Source organism: Roseibacillus ishigakijimensis (assembly GCF_016595415.1).
Taxonomy (GTDB): domain Bacteria; phylum Verrucomicrobiota; class Verrucomicrobiia; order Verrucomicrobiales; family Akkermansiaceae; genus Roseibacillus; species Roseibacillus ishigakijimensis.
Map to the genome: position 1 here is coordinate 1 of NZ_JAENIO010000051.1, position 20,697 is coordinate 20,697.

Annotated in this window: 19 protein-coding genes; 9 read left to right on the plus strand and 10 right to left on the minus strand. The window is 62.5% G+C overall.

Annotated elements, in window-relative coordinates:
• Positions 1–901, plus strand: a 901-nt coding sequence (locus JIN78_RS15050) for a transposase (RefSeq protein ID WP_200392817.1), incomplete at its 5' end; no start/stop codon positions are given.
• 391 nt (positions 902–1,292) lie between these two features.
• Complete coding sequence (locus tag JIN78_RS15055; RefSeq protein WP_200392818.1) at positions 1,293–1,760, plus strand: YkgJ family cysteine cluster protein; 468 nt, start codon at positions 1,293–1,295, stop codon at positions 1,758–1,760.
• On the opposite strand, the gene JIN78_RS15060 is transcribed toward JIN78_RS15055, so the two are convergent.
• The 8 genes from JIN78_RS15060 to JIN78_RS15095 all read right to left on the minus strand — a co-directional run bounded on the left by JIN78_RS15060 (position 1,757) and on the right by JIN78_RS15095 (position 13,258).
• Complete coding sequence (locus tag JIN78_RS15060) at positions 1,757–3,850, minus strand: serine/threonine protein kinase (RefSeq protein ID WP_200392819.1); 2,094 nt, start codon at positions 3,848–3,850, stop codon at positions 1,757–1,759. The genes JIN78_RS15055 and JIN78_RS15060 overlap by 4 nt on opposite strands.
• On the minus strand, positions 3,847–4,452 hold the full coding sequence (locus tag JIN78_RS15065; protein ID WP_200392820.1) for an RNA polymerase sigma factor: 606 nt from the start codon (positions 4,450–4,452) through the stop codon (positions 3,847–3,849). The genes JIN78_RS15060 and JIN78_RS15065 overlap by 4 nt, the downstream gene beginning before the upstream one ends.
• A gap of 182 nt (positions 4,453–4,634) precedes the next feature.
• The gene (locus JIN78_RS15070; protein WP_200392821.1) at positions 4,635–6,944 is read right to left on the minus strand and encodes a hypothetical protein; all 2,310 of its coding nucleotides are present in this window, start codon (positions 6,942–6,944) and stop codon (positions 4,635–4,637) included.
• Between the two features lie 31 nt (positions 6,945–6,975).
• Complete coding sequence (locus JIN78_RS15075) at positions 6,976–10,071, minus strand: sulfatase-like hydrolase/transferase (protein ID WP_200392822.1); 3,096 nt, start codon at positions 10,069–10,071, stop codon at positions 6,976–6,978.
• A gap of 100 nt (positions 10,072–10,171) precedes the next feature.
• Positions 10,172–11,512, minus strand: coding sequence for a hypothetical protein (locus tag JIN78_RS15080; protein WP_200392823.1), 1,341 nt, complete (start codon positions 11,510–11,512; stop codon positions 10,172–10,174).
• A gap of 17 nt (positions 11,513–11,529) precedes the next feature.
• Positions 11,530–12,348, minus strand: a complete 819-nt coding sequence (gene menB, locus JIN78_RS15085) for a 1,4-dihydroxy-2-naphthoyl-CoA synthase (RefSeq protein WP_200392824.1) — start codon at positions 12,346–12,348, stop codon at positions 11,530–11,532.
• Positions 12,349–12,421: 73 nt separating this feature from the next.
• Entirely contained in the window at positions 12,422–12,730 is a 309-nt protein-coding gene (locus JIN78_RS15090; protein ID WP_200392825.1) for a KH domain-containing protein, read from the minus strand.
• Positions 12,731–12,874: 144 nt separating this feature from the next.
• A complete protein-coding gene (locus JIN78_RS15095) occupies positions 12,875–13,258 on the minus strand; it encodes an Hsp20/alpha crystallin family protein (RefSeq protein WP_200392826.1) in 384 nt (127 codons plus the stop codon).
• Positions 13,259–13,715: 457 nt separating this feature from the next.
• On the opposite strand from JIN78_RS15095, the gene JIN78_RS15100 reads away from it, so the two are divergent.
• Genes JIN78_RS15100 through JIN78_RS15125 form a run of 6 tightly spaced genes read left to right on the plus strand, consistent with a single transcriptional unit; the run spans position 13,716 to position 17,551 of the window.
• Entirely contained in the window at positions 13,716–14,399 is a 684-nt protein-coding gene (locus tag JIN78_RS15100) for a MotA/TolQ/ExbB proton channel family protein (RefSeq protein WP_200392827.1), read from the plus strand.
• 12 nt (positions 14,400–14,411) lie between these two features.
• A complete protein-coding gene (locus JIN78_RS15105) occupies positions 14,412–14,864 on the plus strand; it encodes an ExbD/TolR family protein (RefSeq protein WP_200392828.1) in 453 nt (150 codons plus the stop codon).
• Positions 14,861–15,616, plus strand: coding sequence for a hypothetical protein (locus JIN78_RS15110; RefSeq protein WP_200392829.1), 756 nt, complete (start codon positions 14,861–14,863; stop codon positions 15,614–15,616). Before JIN78_RS15105 ends, JIN78_RS15110 begins: the two co-directional genes overlap by 4 nt.
• A complete protein-coding gene (locus tag JIN78_RS15115; protein WP_200392830.1) occupies positions 15,613–15,864 on the plus strand; it encodes a hypothetical protein in 252 nt (83 codons plus the stop codon). Before JIN78_RS15110 ends, JIN78_RS15115 begins: the two co-directional genes overlap by 4 nt.
• A 49-nt stretch (positions 15,865–15,913) precedes the next feature.
• Entirely contained in the window at positions 15,914–17,161 is a 1,248-nt protein-coding gene (gene fabF, locus JIN78_RS15120; protein ID WP_200392831.1) for a beta-ketoacyl-ACP synthase II, read from the plus strand.
• Positions 17,162–17,170: 9 nt separating this feature from the next.
• Positions 17,171–17,551: an acyl-CoA thioesterase gene (locus tag JIN78_RS15125; RefSeq protein ID WP_200392832.1), complete on the plus strand. Its 381-nt coding sequence runs from the start codon at positions 17,171–17,173 to the stop codon at positions 17,549–17,551.
• 16 nt (positions 17,552–17,567) lie between these two features.
• Here the strand turns inward: JIN78_RS15125 and JIN78_RS15130 are convergent, their stop codons facing one another.
• Positions 17,568–17,762 carry a PEP-CTERM sorting domain-containing protein gene (locus JIN78_RS15130; RefSeq protein ID WP_200392833.1) on the minus strand — a complete coding sequence of 65 codons (195 nt, stop codon included), beginning with the start codon at positions 17,760–17,762 and terminating at the stop codon, positions 17,568–17,570.
• Positions 17,763–17,846: 84 nt separating this feature from the next.
• On the opposite strand from JIN78_RS15130, the gene JIN78_RS15135 reads away from it, so the two are divergent.
• Positions 17,847–18,809 carry a PhoH family protein gene (locus JIN78_RS15135; RefSeq protein WP_200392834.1) on the plus strand — a complete coding sequence of 321 codons (963 nt, stop codon included), beginning with the start codon at positions 17,847–17,849 and terminating at the stop codon, positions 18,807–18,809.
• Here the strand turns inward: JIN78_RS15135 and JIN78_RS15140 are convergent.
• Positions 18,806–20,650: a DUF6288 domain-containing protein gene (locus JIN78_RS15140; RefSeq protein WP_200392835.1), complete on the minus strand. Its 1,845-nt coding sequence runs from the start codon at positions 20,648–20,650 to the stop codon at positions 18,806–18,808. The two genes, JIN78_RS15135 and JIN78_RS15140, sit on opposite strands and share 4 nt — an antisense overlap.
• Positions 20,651–20,697 lie beyond the last annotated feature (47 nt).

The window sequence follows — 20,697 nt, forward strand, 5'->3', positions numbered from 1 at the left end:
TGAATCTTTTTTGGATACCTTGGATGAGGCTTGTCGGCGAGCAGGTTGGATTGTGCATGCCTACGCTCTGATGGGAAACCACTACCATCTTTTGTTAGAAACTCCCGAGGGGAATCTGGTGGAGGGGATGAAGTGGTTTCAGGGGACCTATACGCAGAGGGTGAATACCTGGATGAAGAGAAGGGGGCACTTGTTTCAAGGGCGATACAAGGCGCAGGTGGTGAATGGGGAGCAGAGAAATGAGGGTTATTTTCAAACGGTTTCGGAGTATATCCACTTGAATCCGGCGCGAGCCCGGATGACGGGAAAGGGCAAGGAGTGGGAAAGGTTGCAAGATTATCCTTGGAGCAGTTTAGGGCTGTATTTGGGAAGGAAAGCCAAGCGGCCGAGTTGGTTGGAGGTGGATAAGGTCTTGGAGAGTTACAGTTTTAAGGATCACACGGCCGGGAGGGAATCCTACGGGAAGTTCATGGATGCGCGAGGGGAGGAGGTGCAGGGAGGAAAAGGGGGAATGGGCTATGATGAGCTGCGGCGTGGGTGGTGCTTGGGCGATGGTGAGTTTCGGCAGAAAATGCTGGATTTGGCGGAGAAGGCTTTGGAGGGAAAGAAAAGGGAGAGTCACAGTGGAGGGTTGATTAAGGAGCATGGGGAAGGGGAGTTTTTGAGGTTGTTGGAAGAGGGAATGGCGAAGTTGGATTTGAGTGAAGAGCGGTTGAGAGATTTGAAAAAATCAGCTCCTGAAAAGAAGGCTTTGGCCGCGTGGTTGACGAGTCAGACCTTGGTGGGAACAGAGCTGGTAGCACAAAGGCTGGGGATGGGGCATCGTAGTGCGGTGAGTCAGGCCAAGCGCTGGGCGAAGGAATCGAAAGAGGGGCAGAAGTGGATGCAGAAGTTGGGTTGATTGGAGGTTCGTTGGCGGCATGGCTGCGGAATGAACACGGGGCGCTTGATGGCGTTTTTGTCCTGAAGGGGGGGCACGCTGGTCTTGAGGGAACAGGAGGTGAAGCCCCGGCTCCGTGAAGTGCCCTTGGATCAGCCGCTGCTATTTTGAGGAATCGGGGGATGTTCCTGTGGAGGCTTCTTTTAATGGGGGAAGTTGATGGGGTGGAGGGGAGGGGGCTACTGGTTTTTGATTGGGGGGCGGAGGCGCGGAGGCCTCCTGATGCCCGCTGGAAGCGCGCTCCACTGCTTTTGGGTCGGGCGTTGCTTTGGATTTGGTGGGAGGGACGCGTTCGGTATTGACTCCGGGCGACGGGCGGAGGATTTTTCGCGCTCGCTGTGGCGTTATTTTGATGAGCAAGTCGACCGAGCGGGGGAACCCCGCCTTTCCGTGGCACAATGTAGAGAATAATCCCTGCACGTCTTGTGGGGCGTGTTGTGCCTTTTTCCGCGTTTCTTTCTATGGGGCGGAGTGTGATGATTCGCCTTGGGGCACGGTGCCGAGTCATTTAACGGAGCCGCTGACCCATCATCGCCAAGTGATGAAGGGGTCGAATGAGAAGAGCCCGCGTTGTGTCGCCTTGCAAGGAACTATTGGTGAGTGCGTGGGTTGTTCCATTCACGCGGTGCGGGCTTCGGTGTGTCGCGACTTTCCGCCCTCTTGGGAAAATGGAGTGCACAATCCGGATTGTGATCGGGCGCGGGCGGCCCATGGGCTTCCTCCGCTGGAGAATCCGGTCATTGTGCCCTTGCAGCCGGATGACAGTCCCACGACTCCACGGCGGCCGGGGCGGCGGAGAGCTCCGCGGCGGGCGGCCTAGCCAGGCTCTGGCTTGGCTGCGGTCCTTTGGGGGTGGGGCGGATTTTCTGTAGGTGAGGTGAGGATCTGGAAGTCGCCGGGGGTGACGATGTGGCGGCGGAGCTCTGCGAGCGGGGGGTGATGGGGGCCGAGGTGGATGGTATTGAGTCCGGGGAGGCTGAGGGCTTGGTTGAGGGTGAGGCTGGGGCAGCGGGTGAGGTCGAGGGTCTTGATGGGGAGTCCCTCCAATTGGCGCAGGTCGAAGGGGCCGTCGCTGATGAGGGCGAGGGTGCGGGCGGGGTGGTAACGCAGGGTGCAGCGGGAGGAGCCGCCGGGCTCGACGAGGAGGCGGGTGTGGCCGGGGGCGTGGAGGGTGAGCTTGGCTTCGTCTTCCTCGTAGTGGAGGCGGATGCCCTCTTGGGTCGGATTGAGGTATCGGAGGAAGTCCTCGATGACGAGGTGGTAGTGGTGATGGCTGCGACGCAGGCGTTGGTCGTAGGCGAGGAGGCGTTCCAGGAGGGGGGCTTGGTCGGGGATATGGGTGCGGGCGTGGGAGAAGAACTGGCGGAGCTGGCTGACCCCGGGGCGCTGGTTGGGGCTGTAGGCGAAGTGGGGGAAGGCTTGGGCGAGGGCCTGATACCCGGGGGGGACGATGTCGCCTTCGGTGGGGAGAGTGAGGGCGGCTTGGAAGTTCATCTGGATGAGGTTGAGGGAGTAGAGCTCGTAGCGGGCCTTGCCGGAGGTGGGGTCGAGGGTGAGGGCGATGTGGGCGAGCTCGCTGGCCTGGCGCACGGTCTTGTAGGGGCGCTGGTAGATGCCCATGTTTTTGAGTCGGTTGGCGGAGAGGGCGAGGTCGAGGGCGAGGGCTTTTTGTTCCTGTTGGCTGCGGGAGAGGGCGGCGAGGTAGCGGTTTTGGGCGACCTCGGCGCGGGCGGCGAGGTGGCTGCTGCGTTCCTTCTCGGCGAGGACCTGTTGGCGGTGGGCCTCCAGGCGTTGCACGAAGAGGGTGGTGAGGACGGTGAGCAGGGCGAAGGAGGTGAGGGCGATGGCGACGGGGAGACGGTTGCGCAGGATGAAGAGGCGAGCTTCTTTGAGGAAGTTGGGCTGTTCGGCCTCGGTGGCAAAGCCGTCGAGGTAGCGCTGGAGGTCTTCGCGCAGAGCGCTGACGGTGGGGTAGCGGTCGGCGGGGTCGGGCCGGGTGGCGCGCAGGATAATGGCGACGAGGCTGGGTGGCAGGGAGAGGGTGGGGTAGGCCTCGTGGGGCGGGGGGATGTGGCCCCGGGCGGTGGCGGTGAGAACTTCGGCGGTGCTGCCGGTGAAGGGAGCGCGACCGGTGAGAAGGAAATGGAGGATGCAGCCGAGGGCGTAGAGGTCGGTGCGGTGGTCTTGGGCGGCGGCGGGGTCGAGTTGCTCGGGGGCCATGTAGCCGGGGGTGCCGGAGATGAGGCCCTGGAGGGTGAGATTGGCGAGGGGGTCCTCGGGCGGGGAGGAGGAGGGGGCCGGGGCGGGGGCTTCGCTCTGCCGGCGGCCCGAGCCCCAGTCGCAGACGAGGACTTCGCCGAATTCCTGGGCTTGGATGTTCTCGGGTTTGAGGTCGAGGTGGAGGACTCCTTGCGAGTGGGCGTAGGCGAGGGCATCGCAGACTTTTAGAAAGATGGCGAGCAGGGGGCGGGGGTCCTCGTTGCCGGATTTGGCCACGAGGTCGCGCAGGGTTTGGTTCCCCTTGAGGTCCATGGTGAAGAAGGGGCGCTGGTCCTCGGCGACACCGACTTCGTGGACATTGATGATATTGGGGTGGCGGAGAGAGGCGGTGAGCCAAGCCTCGTGGACGAAGCGGTCGTAGAAGTCGGGCCCGCGCCGGGGGCGGAGGCGGGCGAGGGCCACCCAGCGGCGGGTGTGGGTATCGAAGGCGCGGAAGACTTGCTTGACGCCTCCCTGGCCGAGGAGGGTCTGCTCCTGGTAGCGCTCGCCGGTGGCGCAGAGGGCGAGGTAGGAGGGGCAGAGGCTGTCGAGGCCATCGGGGGTGAGGCCGGTCGCTTCGTGGTAGGCGCGGGTGAGGCGATAGTCGGGACGGTAGGCCTCGGTGGCCGGGTTGGGAGGAGGGGGCTTCACGGTTCCAGCTCGGCGGCGAGGGCGCGGATTTCCAGATAGAGGCGTTTCTTGACCCGCTTGCGCAGGGTGTAGACGGAGGCGATGCTGAGGCCGGTCTTCTCGGCGATGGTGGCGGCGGGGAGACCGTCGAGGGAGAGGTCGAAGACAGTGAGGGCCTGGCCCTGGAAGACCTCCTTCACCCGGGCCATGGCGAGGGTGGCGAGGTAGGTGGCCCACTCATCGTCGATGATGCGCTCAATGGTCGGGGCGACCTGGGGAGGTTGCCAATGGGTCTGGCAATGGGCTTGGTCGGCGAATTCATGCAGGCGGCGTTGGCTGGCGGTGCGTTTGCGGAAGTGACTGTAGGCCTTGTTGCGCACGACGACGGCGAGCCAAGTGCGGAAGGAGGCCTTGGTCCGGTCGTAGCCGGGCAGGTCCCGGGTGAGGGCGATGAGCACTTGCTGGGTGAGGTCGTCGATGGCCTCCCGCTCGACTCCGAGCTTGCCCAGCACGTGGGCGATGAAGGCGCGGTATTGGCCCACGAATTCCTCCCAAGCCTTTTCATCATCCAGTTGGCAGGCGCGCTGCAAGAGGGTATGGCGGGTTTGAAAGGTGGTTCTCATGGTGGTCATGGGTGGGGGAGGAAAAGAAAATTTTTCCCCCCATTTTCCTGAGACTAGAGAAAGAGAAGGTTTTGGAAAGAAGTTCTCCCGGTTACCAAGGTGACTTGAGGGGCGAGGGGAATAAAAAAGGGCCCGCCGGAGCGGACCCTTGAGGATTGTCTGGGTAAAAGAAGGGGGTAAACTTAGTTAGCTGGAACTTCCTCCAAGCGGTAAAAGGCTCGGCCGGGGAACTCGCTGGAGGTATCGGTAAAGGTGTCGCTGGGGCCGTTGGCCTGGCGTGGGCCGGCCACGACGAGGGGAAAGCCGTCTTCCAGGGTGCTGGAGCGGGTCAGCTGGTAGCTCTTGGCGGGATCGAGGTTGCCAAAAGACAGGTGGATGCCGCTCGCGTCCCTGGTGTAAGCGGTAACCTCGATGGGGGCGGAGAAGTCGGCCACGCGCACTTGCACGAAGGCGAGGTTGGTTCCGCCGGCGCTGCCTCCGGCATTGTATTGGCTCCAGTCGAAGACCTGCCTCTCGCCCGTGGCGGTGAAGAGGCCGGTGAAGATGAGGGCGGGGGCTTCCGCACCACCGAAGATGGTGTTGTTCGGGCCCACGGGCTCATTGGCATCCTCGCCGCCAAAGCCGTCGGCGGTCATGTAGCGACCGGGGATGGAGCCGAAGTTGCGGTTGTCGGATCGTCCCGTTTGCACGAGGTAGGTTTCCCCGGGGGTGAGTCCGGTGAGGACGATGAGGCTGGAAGCACCGCCGCTCCAGGAGGTGGTCAGCAGGGGGACGAACTCGCTCACCGGGCCTTGGTAGAACTCCGGCACGGCGATGTTGCTATTGGTGAAGGTGAGGATATTGGCCGTGCCCCGAGGGGAGGTGTCGCTGAGGTGGCCGGTGAAGGGCACGCCATTGACGGTGGTGGCTTCACCATTCATGTTTTCGGCATAGAGGAGGGCACCGGTGGTGACGAGGTCATCGAGGCTGTCCAGCACGTCCACGGACCAGGTGATGGGGGCGTAGGAGGGGAAGGAATCGAAGTTGAGGGGGTCGGTTTCTCCGACCACTTCGAGGTAGTCGGGGAAGCCGTCCTGGTCGCTATCGGCCATCTTGGGATCGGTGTCCGCTTGTTTTTCTTCAAAGTCATTCAGGTTGTCGCCATCGGTATCGGGGTTGGTGGGGTCGGTGGTGTCGATGTATTCTTCTCCGTCGGTGAGGCCGTCACCATCGCTGTCCGGATTGCGGGGGTCGCTGCCGATGAGTTGTTCTTCGTAGTTGTCGGCGCCGTCTTCATCGGGATCGTCCGCATCGCCATGAGGGGGAGCGGTGCTGGTGGGGTCGAGGTTGTAGGCGATTTCGAAGGCGTCGAGGAGGAGGTCGTCGTCGGTGTCGTCAGTCCAGGGGTTGCTGATCGAGCCGTTGCCATTGTCCAGCTCCTCGAAGTCGCTCAAGCCATCATCATCGCTATCGGGGTCGAGAGGGTCGGTGGGGAGGCCGGAGCCTGTTGAGCCCGCCGTGGTGCCTGGAGCCATGCCGTCGTAGGGATTGAGGGTGGCTTTGACTTCTTCGCCATCCTTGAGGCCGTCGTCGTCACTGTCGCTGTCCTGGGGGTTGGTGCCGGCCGCGAATTCCTCAAGATTGGTCAAGCCGTCTGCTCCGCCATCGGCATCGGCATCGGCGCTGGCATCGGCGGGGTTGTTGGCATTGAGACCATTGGCGAGCTCGTAGTAGTCGGGCAATCCGTCCTCATCGGAGTCGGAGGTGTCGAATTGTTCGACTTTGATGCGAGCGAGATCGATGGTCTGGCCTTGCTGAATGGAGCTCGCGACGCGCATGGTGGCGGGGAGGTCGGCGAAGTCGAGGGAGAGGTCGGCCCACTCTCCCGAAGTGCCTGAGATAGCGCTTCCCTCCTCGGTTTCGAGGCCTTCAATATTCAGGTCCCATTGTGTTGCCGAGAGGGTGAGGATGATGGTGAAGCCGTCGGCCATGGAGGCGGCGGAAGCTGTTTGTCCCAAGGAGAGGAATTGCTCTCCGGCTTCGGGCGCGGCGTGGGCCAGGCGGACTTCGCGGGGTGGATTGCTGCGACCAGAGAAGTTCACCCCGAGCACGGGGGAGAGATTGTTCCAGAGGTTGCTGCCGAGATTATTGCCGGGTTCTCCCACTTGTAGGCCGAGGAAAAGGCCATTGTAGCCGAGGTTGCCGGAAGCGTTTTCCACCTCGAAGGTGACGACGATGAGGTCGCTGCCGACGGAGGGGAAGTCGATGGTGGTCTCCGAGACGGCGCCGGTCACGTTGGTGCCACCGGTGTTGGTTACGGTGCCGGTCTCTTGGTCCCAAGTGGCCCCCGAGGCGGTGGCGTCGTGGTTGGTGAGGAGGGAGAAGGTATTGTTGAGGTCGTTCTCGATGCCGTCGAAGGAGGCGTCGAGGAGGGTGGTCTGGGCGGAGAGGACCCCGGGCAAGGCTCCCAGAAGGAGGGCGGAGGTCAGGGTGAAGGGCTGGTTCTGTTTCATGGTTTTTCTCAAGGGGTTGGATTTTTTCCGATTATCGGGAGTAGGGAGAGGCGAGGGAGAGGCGGAAGAAGAGAGCGGGGGGAAGGGGGCGGTGGGGGACGAGCTCGGCGGCGAGGAGGGAGCTATCGCTTGCTCCCCCGGGGCTGGAGCGCGGGGACTGGTAGTAGCGGGTGAAGGGGTCCCACTGGACGAGGTCGGAGGAGAGCTTGACTTCATAGCCCAAGGCGGAGTCCACCGGGCGCTGGAAGTGGAGATGGCCGGATTGACCACCGGTAGAGACGACTTCAAGGAGGGGAAAGTGACCGGCCCGGGAAGGATCCCCTCCGAGGGCCCATTCGATCAAATTGCTCATGCCATCGCCATCAAAGTCGTCTTCTCCGGTCTGAGTCAGATCCCCAAAGGCGGTTCGCTCGAAATCGTCGTTGAGAGAATCGCCGTCGCTATCGAGGCTGAGGGTGGGCGTGTAGGTCACCAGCAGGCGGAGGGATTCGTCTTCCGGGGTTTGGGGGAGGTCGTTGGGGGCAAAGCCAGCTCCCACGAAAGCGGGGGCCTCGAAGGCGAGGCGCAGGCCGTGGTTGTGCGCCGGGTCCTCATGCCAGCCCTTCGCGAGGGAGGTGAGCTTTCCCTCCGGGTCGAAGCCCGATTCGTCGCCCGGAGTGCCGGGGGTGCCACTGTAGAAGCCCGCTGCGGTGGGAGAGGTGCCAAAGTCGCTATTGTTGCCAAAGACAAAGGGCGCGGCCACCGGGGTCATGAGCAGGGTGGGATACTGGCCGGGGGTCGCGGCCCAAGCTTCGGTGACCCCCGCGAGGGTGAGGTTGCCGGAGTGGAGGTCATTGAGGCGGTGAATTTGAAAGAGGCGCAGGCGGGCCTCGGAGATGAGACCGGGAATCGGGCTGAGGTCGAATTTGAGAAAAAGGGCGGTGCGGGCCTGCTGGTTGCTCCCACCGGTCTCGCGCTCCCGCACGTAGAGCTCGCCGGAGCCTTCCCAGGCCCCTTGCACGGCGGGATCGTCCACCGTGCCTTGGCTTCCTACGAGCTGGATGACGGTCGGGGCGAGGGCGATGGTGACGGGCTCGCCCCGGGGCACGGTGGATCGGGCATCAGTGGGGTTGGAGAATCCCGCCAGTTCTTCCTGGTCGTCGACGCCGTCGCCATCGCTGTCTTCCCGGGTGGGATCGGTGAGCCAGATGAGGACTTCGTCGCCATCACTGAGGCCGTCGCCATCGGAGTGGGGGTCGGCGGGATTGGAGAAATAGGTGAGCACCTCCAGAGCATCCTGCAGGCGGTCGCCGTCGCTATCGGGCTCGAAGAGATTGGCCCCACTCTCGAACTCGCGGGCATTGTCCAGCCCGTCGGCGTCGAAGTCCTCCGCGCCATCGGCGGGCTCGTCGCGATCAAGGCCGGGGGTCTCGTTTTCAAAGTAGTTGGGCAGGCCATCCCCATCGCTGTCGATGGGAGGCACCTTGCTGTCGCCGTCGGTGCCGTAGCTGGTGTTGCCACGAATCTCGTTGAGCAGTTGGTAGAGCTCGGCCTCTTTGGCCAGGATGGCCGGATCCTCGGAGGGGAGGAGGTTGTTGTCCTCGCCGATGTCCTCGGCCAGGTTGAAGAGCTGGCGGGGTGTGCCAAAGATTTCGCCCGCCGATTCCGCCGCCGTCAGCTCATTGTTGGCGGAGTCCCAGGAGGTGCCGCCATTGCCCCCGGTGCCATCGAGGAGCTTCCAGATGCCATCCTTATCGACGATAGCCAGCTGGCCGTTGTAGGCATGTTGGATGGTGGCCGGGCGCCGCTTCTCCGGCATGGGCTGACCGCTGAGCACGGGCAGGAAGCTCTCCGCATCAGGAGCCTGGTCCGGGGTGAGGTCATAGTGGAGGTGCTCGGCCAGCGTGGCAAAGAAGTCGCCCTGCCAGCAGAAGTGGTCGGTGACGGAACCCGGGGCGGTCTTGCCCGGCCAGCGGATGACGAAGGGCACGCGGGTGCCGCCCTCCCAGTTGTCGAGCTTGAGCCCGCGGAAGGGGCCATTGCCATCGTGGCCAAAGTTCAGCCCCTGGCGCATGGCCCCTTTTTCCACCCCATTGTCACTGCTCATGAAGACGATGGTCTCGTCGGCGAGGCTGTCGTCCGTTTCGGGATTGCCATCAGGGTCGGCCAAGGCATCGAGGATGACGCCCGCGTAGTGGTCGGACTGGGCGAGGTAGTCCCCGTAGGCGAAGGGGGTGGACCCCCGGAACTGCTCGGAGACCGACCAGGGCAGGTGGGGCGAGGGGAAGGGCACGTAGATGAAGAAGGGCTTGTCGTCCTGCGCGCGGGCCCGCAGAAGTTCGACCACTTTCGCGGCCTGCACCTGGAGGTAATCGGAGACCACGAAGTTCGGGTCGTAGACGCCATCGCGCACGTTGTTGACCGCGCCGATGGGTTCCCCTTCCTCGAAGTCGGCGTTGGTGGCGGGCCGGGCTTGCGAGAAGTCCACCTCGCCATCGACCACGAGACCGCCCTTGAAGAGCACGGTCTCATTCTCCAGCCAGGTGTAGGGAGGCATGTCCAGCGAGGCCGAGCTGCCGAAGAAGTAGTCGAAGCCGTAGGTCGTCGGGGTGTGGCTCAGGGGTTTGGAAAAGTCGATCTCGTCATCGTCGGTGGTGCGGGGGTCGCCGCCCAACACGTCGGCATCATTGCCTTTGTCCACCGGATTGCCCGCCGGGTCGTAGAACTGCATCCCGATGTGCCACTTGCCCACCATCGCGGTCTCGTAGCCCAGCTCTTGGAACATTTTGCCAATGGTGAGCCGATCCTCCGCGATGAGGGGGCGGGAGTAGCCGCCGATGACGCGCTGCTTCAGTCGGGTGCGCCAGCAATACCGCCCGGTCAGCATCGCGTAGCGCGAGGGGGTGCAGACTGCGTCGGCGGAGTGCCCGGCGGTGAAGCGCATCCCGCTGGCCGCGAGGGCGTCGAGGTTCGGGGTGTAGGAGGGCTGGTCCGGGGCGTAGGCCCCCACGTTGGAGTAGCCTAGGTCGTCGTAATAGAGGATGAGGACATTGGGCGGGTCGGCCCGCACCCCGAGCAGGGAGAAGGCGAGAGCGAGACCCGCCAGCAGGCGGTGGGGTGGACGGCAGGATAGGGTTCGGTTTTGCAAAGAAGGAGTTCAGGGTTCTTTGCAGAGATGCTCTTGTCCTCGTCACTTTGGGACAGGAGGTGAGCGTTTTTTGTCGAAAAAGTGTTTTCCCGCAGGCGGACTAGTCCTCGGCGAGTGCGGCCTGGATCTCGCCTTCGCTGTGCCCGAGCTTTTGGAGGGTTTCGGTGAACCATTCCCGGCGTTTGTCATCGAGGCGAATGCTTCCGTCGGGGCGGAGATGGGCCTCCCGCACGTGGGCCAGGCGCTCCGTGGCTGGCAGTTCGTGGAGCACAGTCTCCATCCCCCGGGCGGTATCGCCGTCGTTCAGGTAACCATTGCCCAGGGAGGCGGTGAGGAGAGAGAGGTCGCCAGTATCGCGGGTCCAATCAAGGAGAGCCCGTAGGTTGTTCTGATGGGCAAAGGCATAGTTGACCACGCTTGATTCCATGCCGGATTGGAGGGGGGACTTTTCTTCTGCCAGTTGGCGGGCAAAATTAAAGATGTCTTCCGGTCGGGCCGTTTCTTGGTAGCCCGAGAAGAATTCACTGAAGCCAAAAGTGGAGGAACCCCCGGTTTCGAAGAATTCGAAAGCGGCCTGAGGGTCTGCCTGGGACCATTCCTGCCAGATCTTAGTCGGGGTGGCGTAGAAGCCACCGTCTTCTCCCCAGTCCAAGCTGGCCTCGTGCTCGGCCCAAGTCTTGGCGAAGGACGCAAAGTCGAAATCGGCGGGAAAGTCTCCGCCCCATCTCCAGGAACTTCCCCGGTTGTTTTCTTGCCAGCTGTCCTTGAAGTAGTCAAAGGCCAGTTCCCAGCCCGTCTCGACTGCTTTTTTTTGCAAGTTGCGCGGGAAGTCGAACTCGCCGTTTTCTTTTCGCAAGTATTCCTTGGAGAGGGCAATGGCCTTTCGCGGGTCGTCCTCCACTTGGGTTTGGATAAGCCCCTTGAGTATCTCATGGGGGCGTTCAAGGCTCTTGGCTTGTCCCAAGAGCTGTTCAAAATGCTCCTGGACCCATTTCTGATGGTCGTCCTTGTTGAGAATCTGTTCGAAAAGGAAGTCGCGATTGGCGAGGTGCTCCGTCGCCAACACCCAGCTGAGCGTGTTCTCGGGGCTCTCTGCCATCGCCTTTTCGAGTAGTTCGCCCACCATGTTGCGCAGCTGATAGTCCATCCCTTCCGGGCCACTTTCTTGCAAGAGGCGGTCAATGGTGGCCGGGATGTCGGCGAGGGCAACCCCGGCTACGAGAGCCTCGCGGTCCTTATAGTCGGAGGATTGGGCCGTGGCGAGAAACCCCTCGGGGAGCCGGAAGCTCTGGACCGGCTTGTTCGCAGAGGAAAGGCCGCTCGCGCTCTTGGTGGGAGTCGGCAGGGCATCCTGGTTCTCCTCCGGTGCGGTGATGCGACCGAGGGAGAAGCCCACCGCCAGGGCTCCGGCGGTGAGGGCGAGGGTAGGGAGGGGTTTCATGGCGGGTGATCCTGAAGTTAAGGCACGCGCGGGAACTTGGAGAAGTCCGGGGCGCGCTTTTCGAGGAAGGCGTTTTTGCCCTCCTTGCCTTCTTCGCTCATGTAATACAGCAAAGTGGCATTGCCCGCCAAGTCGAGAAGTCCCATCTGGCCATCGCAATCGGCATTCATGGCCGCCTTCAGGCAGCGCAGGGCGATGGGAGAGTGGGCCAGCATCTCGCGGCACCACTTGAGGGTCTCGTTCTCCAGCTCGGCGTAGGGGACCACGGTGTTGACTAGGCCCATCTCCAGCGCTTCTTCGGCCCCGTATTGACGGCAGAGGAACCAGATTTCGCGGGCTTTCTTCTGTCCCACGATGCGGGCGAGATAGCTGGAGCCCAGGCCGCCATCGAAGGAGCCCACCTTGGGGCCGGTCTGGCCAAAGCGGGCATTGTCCGCCGCGATGGTGAGGTCGCAGACGACATGGAGAACATGGCCGCCACCGATAGCGTAACCGGCCACCATGGCCACCACGGGCTTGGGCAGAGAGCGGATTTTTTTCTGCAAGTCGAGCACGTTGAGGCGGGGCACGCCATCCTCGCCCACGTAGCCGGCATGGCCGCGCACCTTTTGGTCTCCCCCGGAGCAAAAGGCTTTTTCGCCCTCGCCGGTCAGGATGATGACGCCCACTTGCGGATCCTCATGGGCGAGGTCGAAGGCTGCCAGCAGCTCGCGCACGGTCTGCGGGCGAAAGGCGTTGCGCACCTCGGGGCGATTGATGGTGATCTTGGCTATCGCCCCCTCGTCGGTGGTCTCGTAGCGAATGTCTTCGAAGTCGGCTTTCGTGGTCCAGCTCATAAGTGGCGGTCACTCTAGCGGGAAAAGGGAGCCTGTCGAAAGCGTTTTGAGTGTCCCCGCCGGGCCGCCGGAATCAATCGATGATCTCCTTGGCTTCCAGCTCGGCCATGCGCTGCTGCTCTTCTTCCACGGAGTGAATGCGCAGGGTGACCTTGATGTTCTCGCGGGCCGCCACGCTGTTCACGACATTGCGGATGGCGCTGGCAGTGAATCCATTGCGGCCGATGAGCTGGGCGACGTCTTCGTGGGCAAGGATGAGGCGGAAGCTGAGGTGTCCCTCCTCGGGTTGGCCCACCCGGAGCTGTGCTTGGTCCGGGTGCTCGATGAAGCTGAGCGCGATGAACTGGAGAAAGTCGCGAATCTGGGAGGTGGCTTCTTGCATGGCGATCAGTTTGCGCCCGGAAGGGCAGGCTGTCGAGTTCTTAGTGGATTCGCCTGCTGGCGACCGCGAAAAAGACGAAAAAAGGACCGCTCCGGGTGGGAGCGGCCCTTTTGCCAATCCAATACCATGAAAATCCGGTGGGGGTTAGTTCAGTTCAATGCGGCGGGCGATCTGCGAATCGGGGGTGATCTTGGGCACGGTGACGAAGAGGACGCCGTTTTCCAGTCGGGCGCTGAGGTCCTCGGCTTGGGCGGTTCGGGGGAGGCGCAGGCGGTAGGAGACTTCTTCGCGCGAGAAATCACGCTCTTCGCCCTCCGGCAAATCGGCTTGCCTAGCCTCGACGACCAGCAGACGGTCTTTGTCGAGGGAGACATTGACTTCCTCTTTGGTGAAGCCAGGGAGGTCCAATTCTCCTTTCCAAGCTTCGTCCTTCTCGGTCCAGCGCCAGGATTGGCTGGGACGGGGAGCGGCCAGATTGCGGAAGATTTCGTTCAGAACAACAGCAGGTTGAGTCGAGTTGGTAGTCATATCGTTGAGTTTGTTTTTCAGACAGCAAACCTGTTGCAATCCTCGCGCCAGAAAGTTTCTTCTTTGGTGTTTTCTGCTTGTTTTGAGAGTGTTGTGGGGTTTTCGAGGTTTTTCCTCGGGGGCCGTTTTTGCGACAAGTTGTCCCGAATGAGGGGGGAGCGGGACGTTTCGTTGGGGAGTTTTGACGCAGCGGGGTGGGGTTCCCTCCCGTTGGGGAAAGTGAGGGAAAGTGTCTTGGCGGAGGCAGGGAGGCGGAGGCACGGAGGCCTCCTGATGCCCGCTGGAAGCGCGCTCCACTGCTGTGGTTTTCGCCGCTGGAAGCGCGCTCCACTGTTTTGGTTTCTGCTGCTGGAAGGGGGCTCCACTGTTTTGGTTTCTGCTGCTGGAAGGGGGGGAGCGCTGCTATTGACTCGGAAGGGGCTCGCACTTTGGGGCGGGGGAGCTTAGCTTGGCGGACGTGAGTGATTTGTTGGAAGCCGGAGGGCCCATTCTCTGGGTGCAGCTGGTGCTGGCCTTTCTCGGGCTGGTGCTGATTCTGGAGCGTTTGCTGTTTTTCCAAACGGTGAAGACGCGGGTGCCCGATTTGTTGCGGGGCTTGCAGGTTCACATTGGCAAGCAGGCCTTTTCGGAGGCTCTTTTCGAGGCCAGCCGCGAGCGCGGACCCGCCGCCCGGGTCGCTCATTCGGTGCTGGTGCGCCATCATCTGCCACGCACCAATCTCTGTGAAGTCGCCGAGGAAGCGGTGAAGATCGAGGTCCCGCGCATTGAGCGCAATCTCCGCAGCCTGCTGGCGGTGGCGATGATGGCTCCTTTGACGGGGTTGCTCGGCACGGCTCTGGGCTTGCTGGATGTCTTCGGCAGTGTGGTGGAGGTGGGGTCCACGGTGGCCCAGGCGACGTTGGCGCGGGGCATCTTCGAGAGCCTGGTCACCACGGTGGTTGGATTGGCCATCGCGACCGGGACCTATGGCTTTTATCTCGTTTTGCTGGGAAAGGCGCGGGCCTTGTTGGGCGATCTGGAGCGCACGGGTATCGAGATGGTGAATTTGGTCGTCGATGCCCGGGAGCAGGCGGACGTGGTTTTGTTGCGGGAAGAAAGAGCGGAATCCAAGGCTCGCCAACGGAGTGGGCGGTCGCAGTGAGGGAAGGGGGCTATGGTGAATGTTTCTCTCACTCTCGATGAAAAGCCGGGACCGCTGCACGCTTTGGCAGCTCTGGATATTGTGGTGCTGGTGATGCTGCTCGGTTTCGTCGCCGGGACGCTCGTGCATCAGGCCGGGGTGGTGGTGGAGCTGCCCCGCAGTGACTCTCGTTTTGCGGTGCCAGAGGAATCCCTGGTCTTGACGGTGAAGGGAGTGATCGAGCCGAGCTTCTATGTCGGGGCCAAGCGCATTTCGCGAGCGGAGCTGCCGGGCTACCTTGAGCGGAGGCGGGATGAGGAAGGTCTCCGCATGGTGCTCATTCGGGCGGATCGGCGTTTGCCGGCCACCTTCGCCAGCCAATTGAGCGAATTGATTTTGAAGGAGGATTTGGAGTGTGCCTGGGTGGGCGAGCCCGCTCTGGATGGCGGGAGGGAGCTTTTTCCCAGTGAGGAAGGAGGGCAATGAAGGCATCTCGTCTGGGCCGCAGCCGTCGCAAGGAGCCTTGCCCCTTGTGCTTTGCCTGGTTGCGAGGGGATGATTCGCTCGTCAGGTTTTGGGTAGCGGTCTTGCTGGCTGGTGCGGTGACGGTCTTCGCGGTGCGCTTCGTCGATCTGGGGGTGCCCGTTTCGCTGGCGGTGGATAGGCCCGAGTTGGGCCGGGCGCAACTGATTGTGCTGGATGAGAGCAGTGACCCGGCTTTGCGGCGGCTGCTGCAGGATTCGGCTTTGCCCGATCTGGGGCAGGAGGAGGAAGGTCCCTTTTTGGAGGAAGTGCTAGGGCCACTTGGACTGGCCGAGAATACGATGCTTCCGCCGCTGGTATTGCCTGCTCCGGTTTTAGCGGAGGAAGCGGAATGGCCGGAGGAGAATGGGGAGCTAATCCTGCCGCCTTTGCCGGAATTGCAGGAGAACTGGTGGCGGGGACCGGGGGGGGGAGAGCGGACTTGGCAGATGCGCGTGGTGCTGCCGCAGGCGGAAGGAGAGCGCGAGATTCTTCTGCCCTGGCCGGGGGCGGCGGGTGCGCGGGACTCGCGGTGGGTGTTGTCTTTCGACGAAGAAGGGGCGGTGGCCTTCGCCTCGGCAGTGGCGGGGGTGGGCGAGAAGCGGGAACGGGAAATGCGCCGGGCCCTGCAGCTGTTGGCTCTTCGCGAGGACTTGGCACCGGGGGCTGGGACGGTTTTTGCCCGCATTGTGATTGAGGAAAAAGGAGGGGAATGAAAGGGGTGGTGGTCAGTTTGCAGGAGTTTGTCTCCCTTCTTTTTCTTGTCGCTCTGGCAGTCGGGCTGGGCGGGGCTGTTTTTCGGATGCTGGGACGTCGCAAGCTGCGTTGCCTGGGGAAGCGCTGCCGCCGCCGCTGTGCCCAGTGTGGATTGTGGGAGGAAATCCGACCCGAGGAGCCCAAGTTTGGCCACTGCTCCCATTGCGGGGGAGTGACCCGGCGCGGGCGCACGCGCAAACTCGGATGAGACTTGCTAAGATTCTCTTCCGCTCTAGGCTGCACCGAACAAAAGACACATGACCGAGCGACGAGTGGTAATTACCGGAATCGGGGGCGTCACCCCGATGGGCAACGATTGGGCTTCCAGCTGGGAAGCTCTCAAGGCAGGCAAGAGCGGGATCGCTCCCATCGAGAGCATGGACGTCACCGATTACGGCTGCAAGATTGGTGGGGAGGTGCGGGGTTACGATCCGCTTCCCTACTTCAATAATCCCAAGGAGGGTCGTCGGGTGGATCGGTATGCGGCTCTCGCCATGGGCGCGGCAAAAATGGCCATCGCCAACTCGGGGGTGGACGTCGACAAGCTCGATCCCACTCGGGTAGGCGTGATGGTGGGCAGTGGCATTGGTGGTCTTGCCACGCTGGAGAAGAATCACGAGGCCTGTCTGAAGAAAGGCCCTTCCCGGGTGTCTCCCTTCACCATTCCCATGATGATCTCCAATATCGGGAGTGGTCTCATTTCGATGGAATACGGTTTCGGCGGTCCCAATATGTCCATCGTGACGGCCTGTGCCACCGCCAACAATTCGGTGGGCGAGGCCTGGCGAATGATCAAATTTGGTGATGCCGACATGTTTGTGGCCGGGGGTTCGGAAGCTAGTTTCACTCCCATGGGGCTTTCCGGCTTTGGCAATATGCGGGCCTTGAGCACTCGGAATGACGAACCCACCCGCGCGAGCCGTCCCTTCGACTTGGGTCGCGATGGCTTTGTGATGGGAGAAGGAGCCGGGGTGGTCATTATCGAAGAGCTGGAGCACGCCAAGGCGCGTGGGGCGACCATCTATGCCGAGCTGGCTGGCTACGGGGTCAGTGCCGATGCCTATCACCTGAGCGCGCCTTCACCCGACGGCACGGGGCCGGCCCGGGCCATGGGGATGGCGCTCAAGCATGCGGGTCTCAATCCCGAGGACATCATTTATCTCAATGCCCACGGCACCTCGACTCCTCTCGGCGATATCGCGGAGACCAAGGCCATGAAGATTGCCTTTGGGGAGTATGCCAAGAATGGGCTCATGGTGAGCTCCACCAAGTCCATGACCGGGCACCTGCTGGGCGCGGCCGGTGCGGTCGAATTGGCGGCCTGTGTGATGGCCGTGAAGGAGGGCGTCGTTCCCCCCACCATCAACCTTGAGGACCCCGATCCCGAGTGTGACCTCGACTACGTGCCCAATGAGGCCCGCGAGGTGGAAGTGACGGCTGCGATGAGCAATGGCTTTGGCTTTGGCGGTCACAATGCCACCCTCGTGGTCAAAAAATTCGTCTGAGAAAGACTTATGACCCGCACCTATTCCCGGCGCGTCGCCTTTGCCGAGACCGATGCCTCGGGGCGGGTCCACTTTACCGCTCTCCTCCGCTGGGTGGAGGAGGCCGAGCACCAGTGGCTCGGGGAGCAGGGAGTGCCTGTCCTTTCGCAGGAAGGCGGCTGGCCCCGGGTTCGCATCGAGTGTGACTACCGGAAGCCTTTTGTCTTCGGCGAGGAAGCCCTGGTGGAGCTGCAGCCCCCCGAGTTGGGGCAACGCTCCCTGAGGTGGAGCTTTCGCATTCTTTCCGCAGAGCAAGAAGTGGCAGCCAGCGGCCAAATGGTCACCGTCTGGACCGGGGCGGAGATGCCCAGCGAGGTGAGAAGCCGGCTCGCCGGGCGGACCCCTTCGTGAGACAAGCGCCTGCCGCTTAGTTGCGTTTGCGCAGGAGGAGGAACCAGAGCAAGCCGCCGATGAGAATGGCGACGGAAGATTCGGGCTCGGCCCCCGGCTCTTTGTCCACTGGCGGCAGGGCACCGGGAGAGCTCGCGAACCCGCTGCCAAGAAGGATGAGCTGAGAAAAAAGAAGTCGTCGGGCAAAAGCCATCACCGCCCGGCTAAACATATTTTCCGGAGCGAGAAAAGAAGATTCGGGAATGACTTTGAGGTTGCCAGAGCCCCTCGGGGGATGGCTCAGTGAGCCCGAGAGATGAGCGAAACAGTGAAATTGGAATTCGAATCCGGCGTTTTTCTTCACTCCCTGTTGGGTGGAGACCTCAAGTCGCTCGTGTATCTGGAGAAGGCCCTGGGCTTGGAAAAAGTGGTCAGTCGCGATGGCTGGGTGCAGCTGCAGGGATCGCCCGCCCAACTGGCGGTGGGGCAGAAGATTTTTACCGATTTGGAAGACGCTCGGCGCGGCGGGGCTGAACTCACCACCCGGGATTTCCGCATCGCCGTGGACATGGCCGTGCGGGAGTCGGGTCAAAGTGTGAGCGAGATGGTGAGTGTGAAGCTGATGGCGAGCCGGAGTGGCAAGGCCGTGGTGCCGAAGTCTCCCGGGCAAGCGGACTACATCACCGCCATGCAGTCCCACGACGTGACCTTCGGGCTGGGGCCTGCGGGCACGGGCAAGACCTACCTCGCCATGGCGATGGCCCTCACCATGCTCAAGGAAAAGCTCATCCACCGGGTGGTCTTGACTCGTCCGGCGGTGGAGGCCGGCGAGGCGCTGGGTTTCCTTCCCGGTGACCTGAAGGAGAAGGTCGCGCCTTATCTGCGTCCTCTCTATGATGCCTTGCACGATATGCTGGGACCCGAGGAGGGACAGAAATACCTCGAGGATGGCACCATCGAGATTGCGCCGTTGGCCTACATGCGGGGGCGCACTCTGGCGCGGAGTTTCGTCATTTTGGATGAGGCGCAGAATACCACTCCAGAGCAGATGTTCATGTTTCTCACCCGGCTGGGTGAGGGGTCCCGCTGCGCGGTCACCGGAGACAGCAGTCAGGTCGACCTCAAGGATGGCCAGCAGTCGGGTCTCGCCGAGGCCGAGCAGGCGCTACAGGACGTGGAAGGGGTGGCCTTGGTCAAACTGACTGGTGCCGATGTCGTCCGCCACGAGGTCGTTGGCCGCATCATCGCGGCCTATGAGGTTGCCCGTGGAAGCGACTAACGGGCTTTCTGTGAAAAGGGCTTTCCGGTTAAGAACAAATTGCGCTTGGGAGCTTGCAGCACCAGGGCGTAGCAACAGTTCATGAGGTCGTCCTCGCCCATGTAGGGAGCACCCATGTGCGGGGTGGTGAAGCGGAGCCCGTAACCGGGTTCCCAGGCGAGGGAGAACCACCAGGCATACTCTTGCAACACTTCGGCATAACCAGCGGGAGCGGCGAGATTGAGCCCGAGGAAGCCCCAGGCTCCGCCGGGCTCTCCGTAAGCATGGCTGTTGCGGAACCAGGCATGGCGCTTTTGCATCAGCCCGGTCATGCCATCGCGCATGTCCGCCCGCTCGCTCCGCAGGTGGGCGGCGAGAGCAAAGAGCCCGCTGCGTGACCAGAATTCTCCCTGGTCCCGGTAGGAGCCATTGTAGCCCATCCCGCCGTGCCCTCCTTGCCCGGGATCGGACCAGGAATGCTCCATGTAGGGCATGAGCAACTCCCAGATTTGTGAGTCGATGCCGCATTGTTGGGTGAGGGCTTCGCCTAAAAGGAGGTGAATGGCCGGGGCGACGAGGGATTTGTTGTCGTAGGGCAAGCCGGAGGGACCGTGCCCCAGCGCGGGCATGCCCCATTTGCACTTGTGCTGGCCCTTCACCGCCCAGTCGCGGGCTTCCTGGATGGGCTTCAGCACGCGCTTGTCGCCGGTTTGCAAATGCCACTCGCCGAAAAGGGTCATCATGTAGCCCGCCGACCAGAAGCCGAGATTGCCGTGCTTCTCCGGTTCATCGAATTTCTCCAAAGCCCAGTCGATGGCCTTTTTGACATCGCGCCGGTGCTTTTTCTCGCCAGTGGCGAGAAGGGCCAGGGAGGCCAGGGTGGTGCGTTTGATGTCACCCGACCAGGAGCCGTTGTCTTTCTGGTCGTCTTCGACGAAGCGGATGAGGTCGGCCAAGAGGGCGGCGGCTTCGGCATCGTCGGCGGGGTTCAGGCTGGCGAAGGGAGTTTCCCGGGGGAGGGAGAGCTCCAGCTCCACGGGCTCACCCTCGCGCAACACGGTGAGGGTCAGACTCCGCTTCCGCTGCTGGAGCGCCTCTTCAGTCAAGCGCCCGAGAAAGGCTTCGTGACTGTGCTTGAACCAATCCCAGCCGGGTCGAAGGTCATTGAGGGGGAGAGGTTTGCCCGCTACCGCGATGAGGGCGTCGCCCTTCTTCAATCCCGCTTGCGCGGCGGGCGTGCCCGAGCGGACCGCGAGAATGGGGAGCACCTTTTGCTCATGCTCGGTCAGGCCATCGAAGCCGAGAAGGCCCGCGCCCAGTTTGTCGGGGCCGAGGCCGCCATTGGAGCGGCCGAAGAGTTTGCTGGTGGGCTCTTCGTTGACTCGGCAAAAGGCGGCTTGCCCCAGAGTGACGGGCTCAGGTCCGGCCACCTTGAGCCGGAGGCCAAAACGCTTTTCACTGAGCTGGCTCAGCAGATCGGCCGCGATTTCCAAATGCAGGCGATGGAGGGGCTCGCCGGCGGGCAAGTCCGTGCGGGAGGTGGCAAAGACGGTCCCGGTGGCGGGTTCGAAGGCTTCCAGCAAGGTCTCAGTCGACTTTCCGGCTGACGAGCGATGGACGTCGATTGACACGATCCCCCGCCACCCTTCGGGCAAAGGCTGTTCTTTGACTGTGAGGGCGGGAACGGCCAGACTGAGGACCGCCTCTTGGCCCGGGGCGAGCAGGGCCCCGGGTTCACCCCCTGGCAGGGGCGCGGAAGCGGTGCCCTTCCAAGGCTCGACCGGAAGCGGGGTGGCTGACAGGACGGAAATTCCCGCCAGGAGAATGGGGGCGGCGATCGAGCGAAAGTGACGCGGGCTCATGGACAGATAGACTGGCCATTTTGAGCGTTTTTGTCAAAAAAAACCAA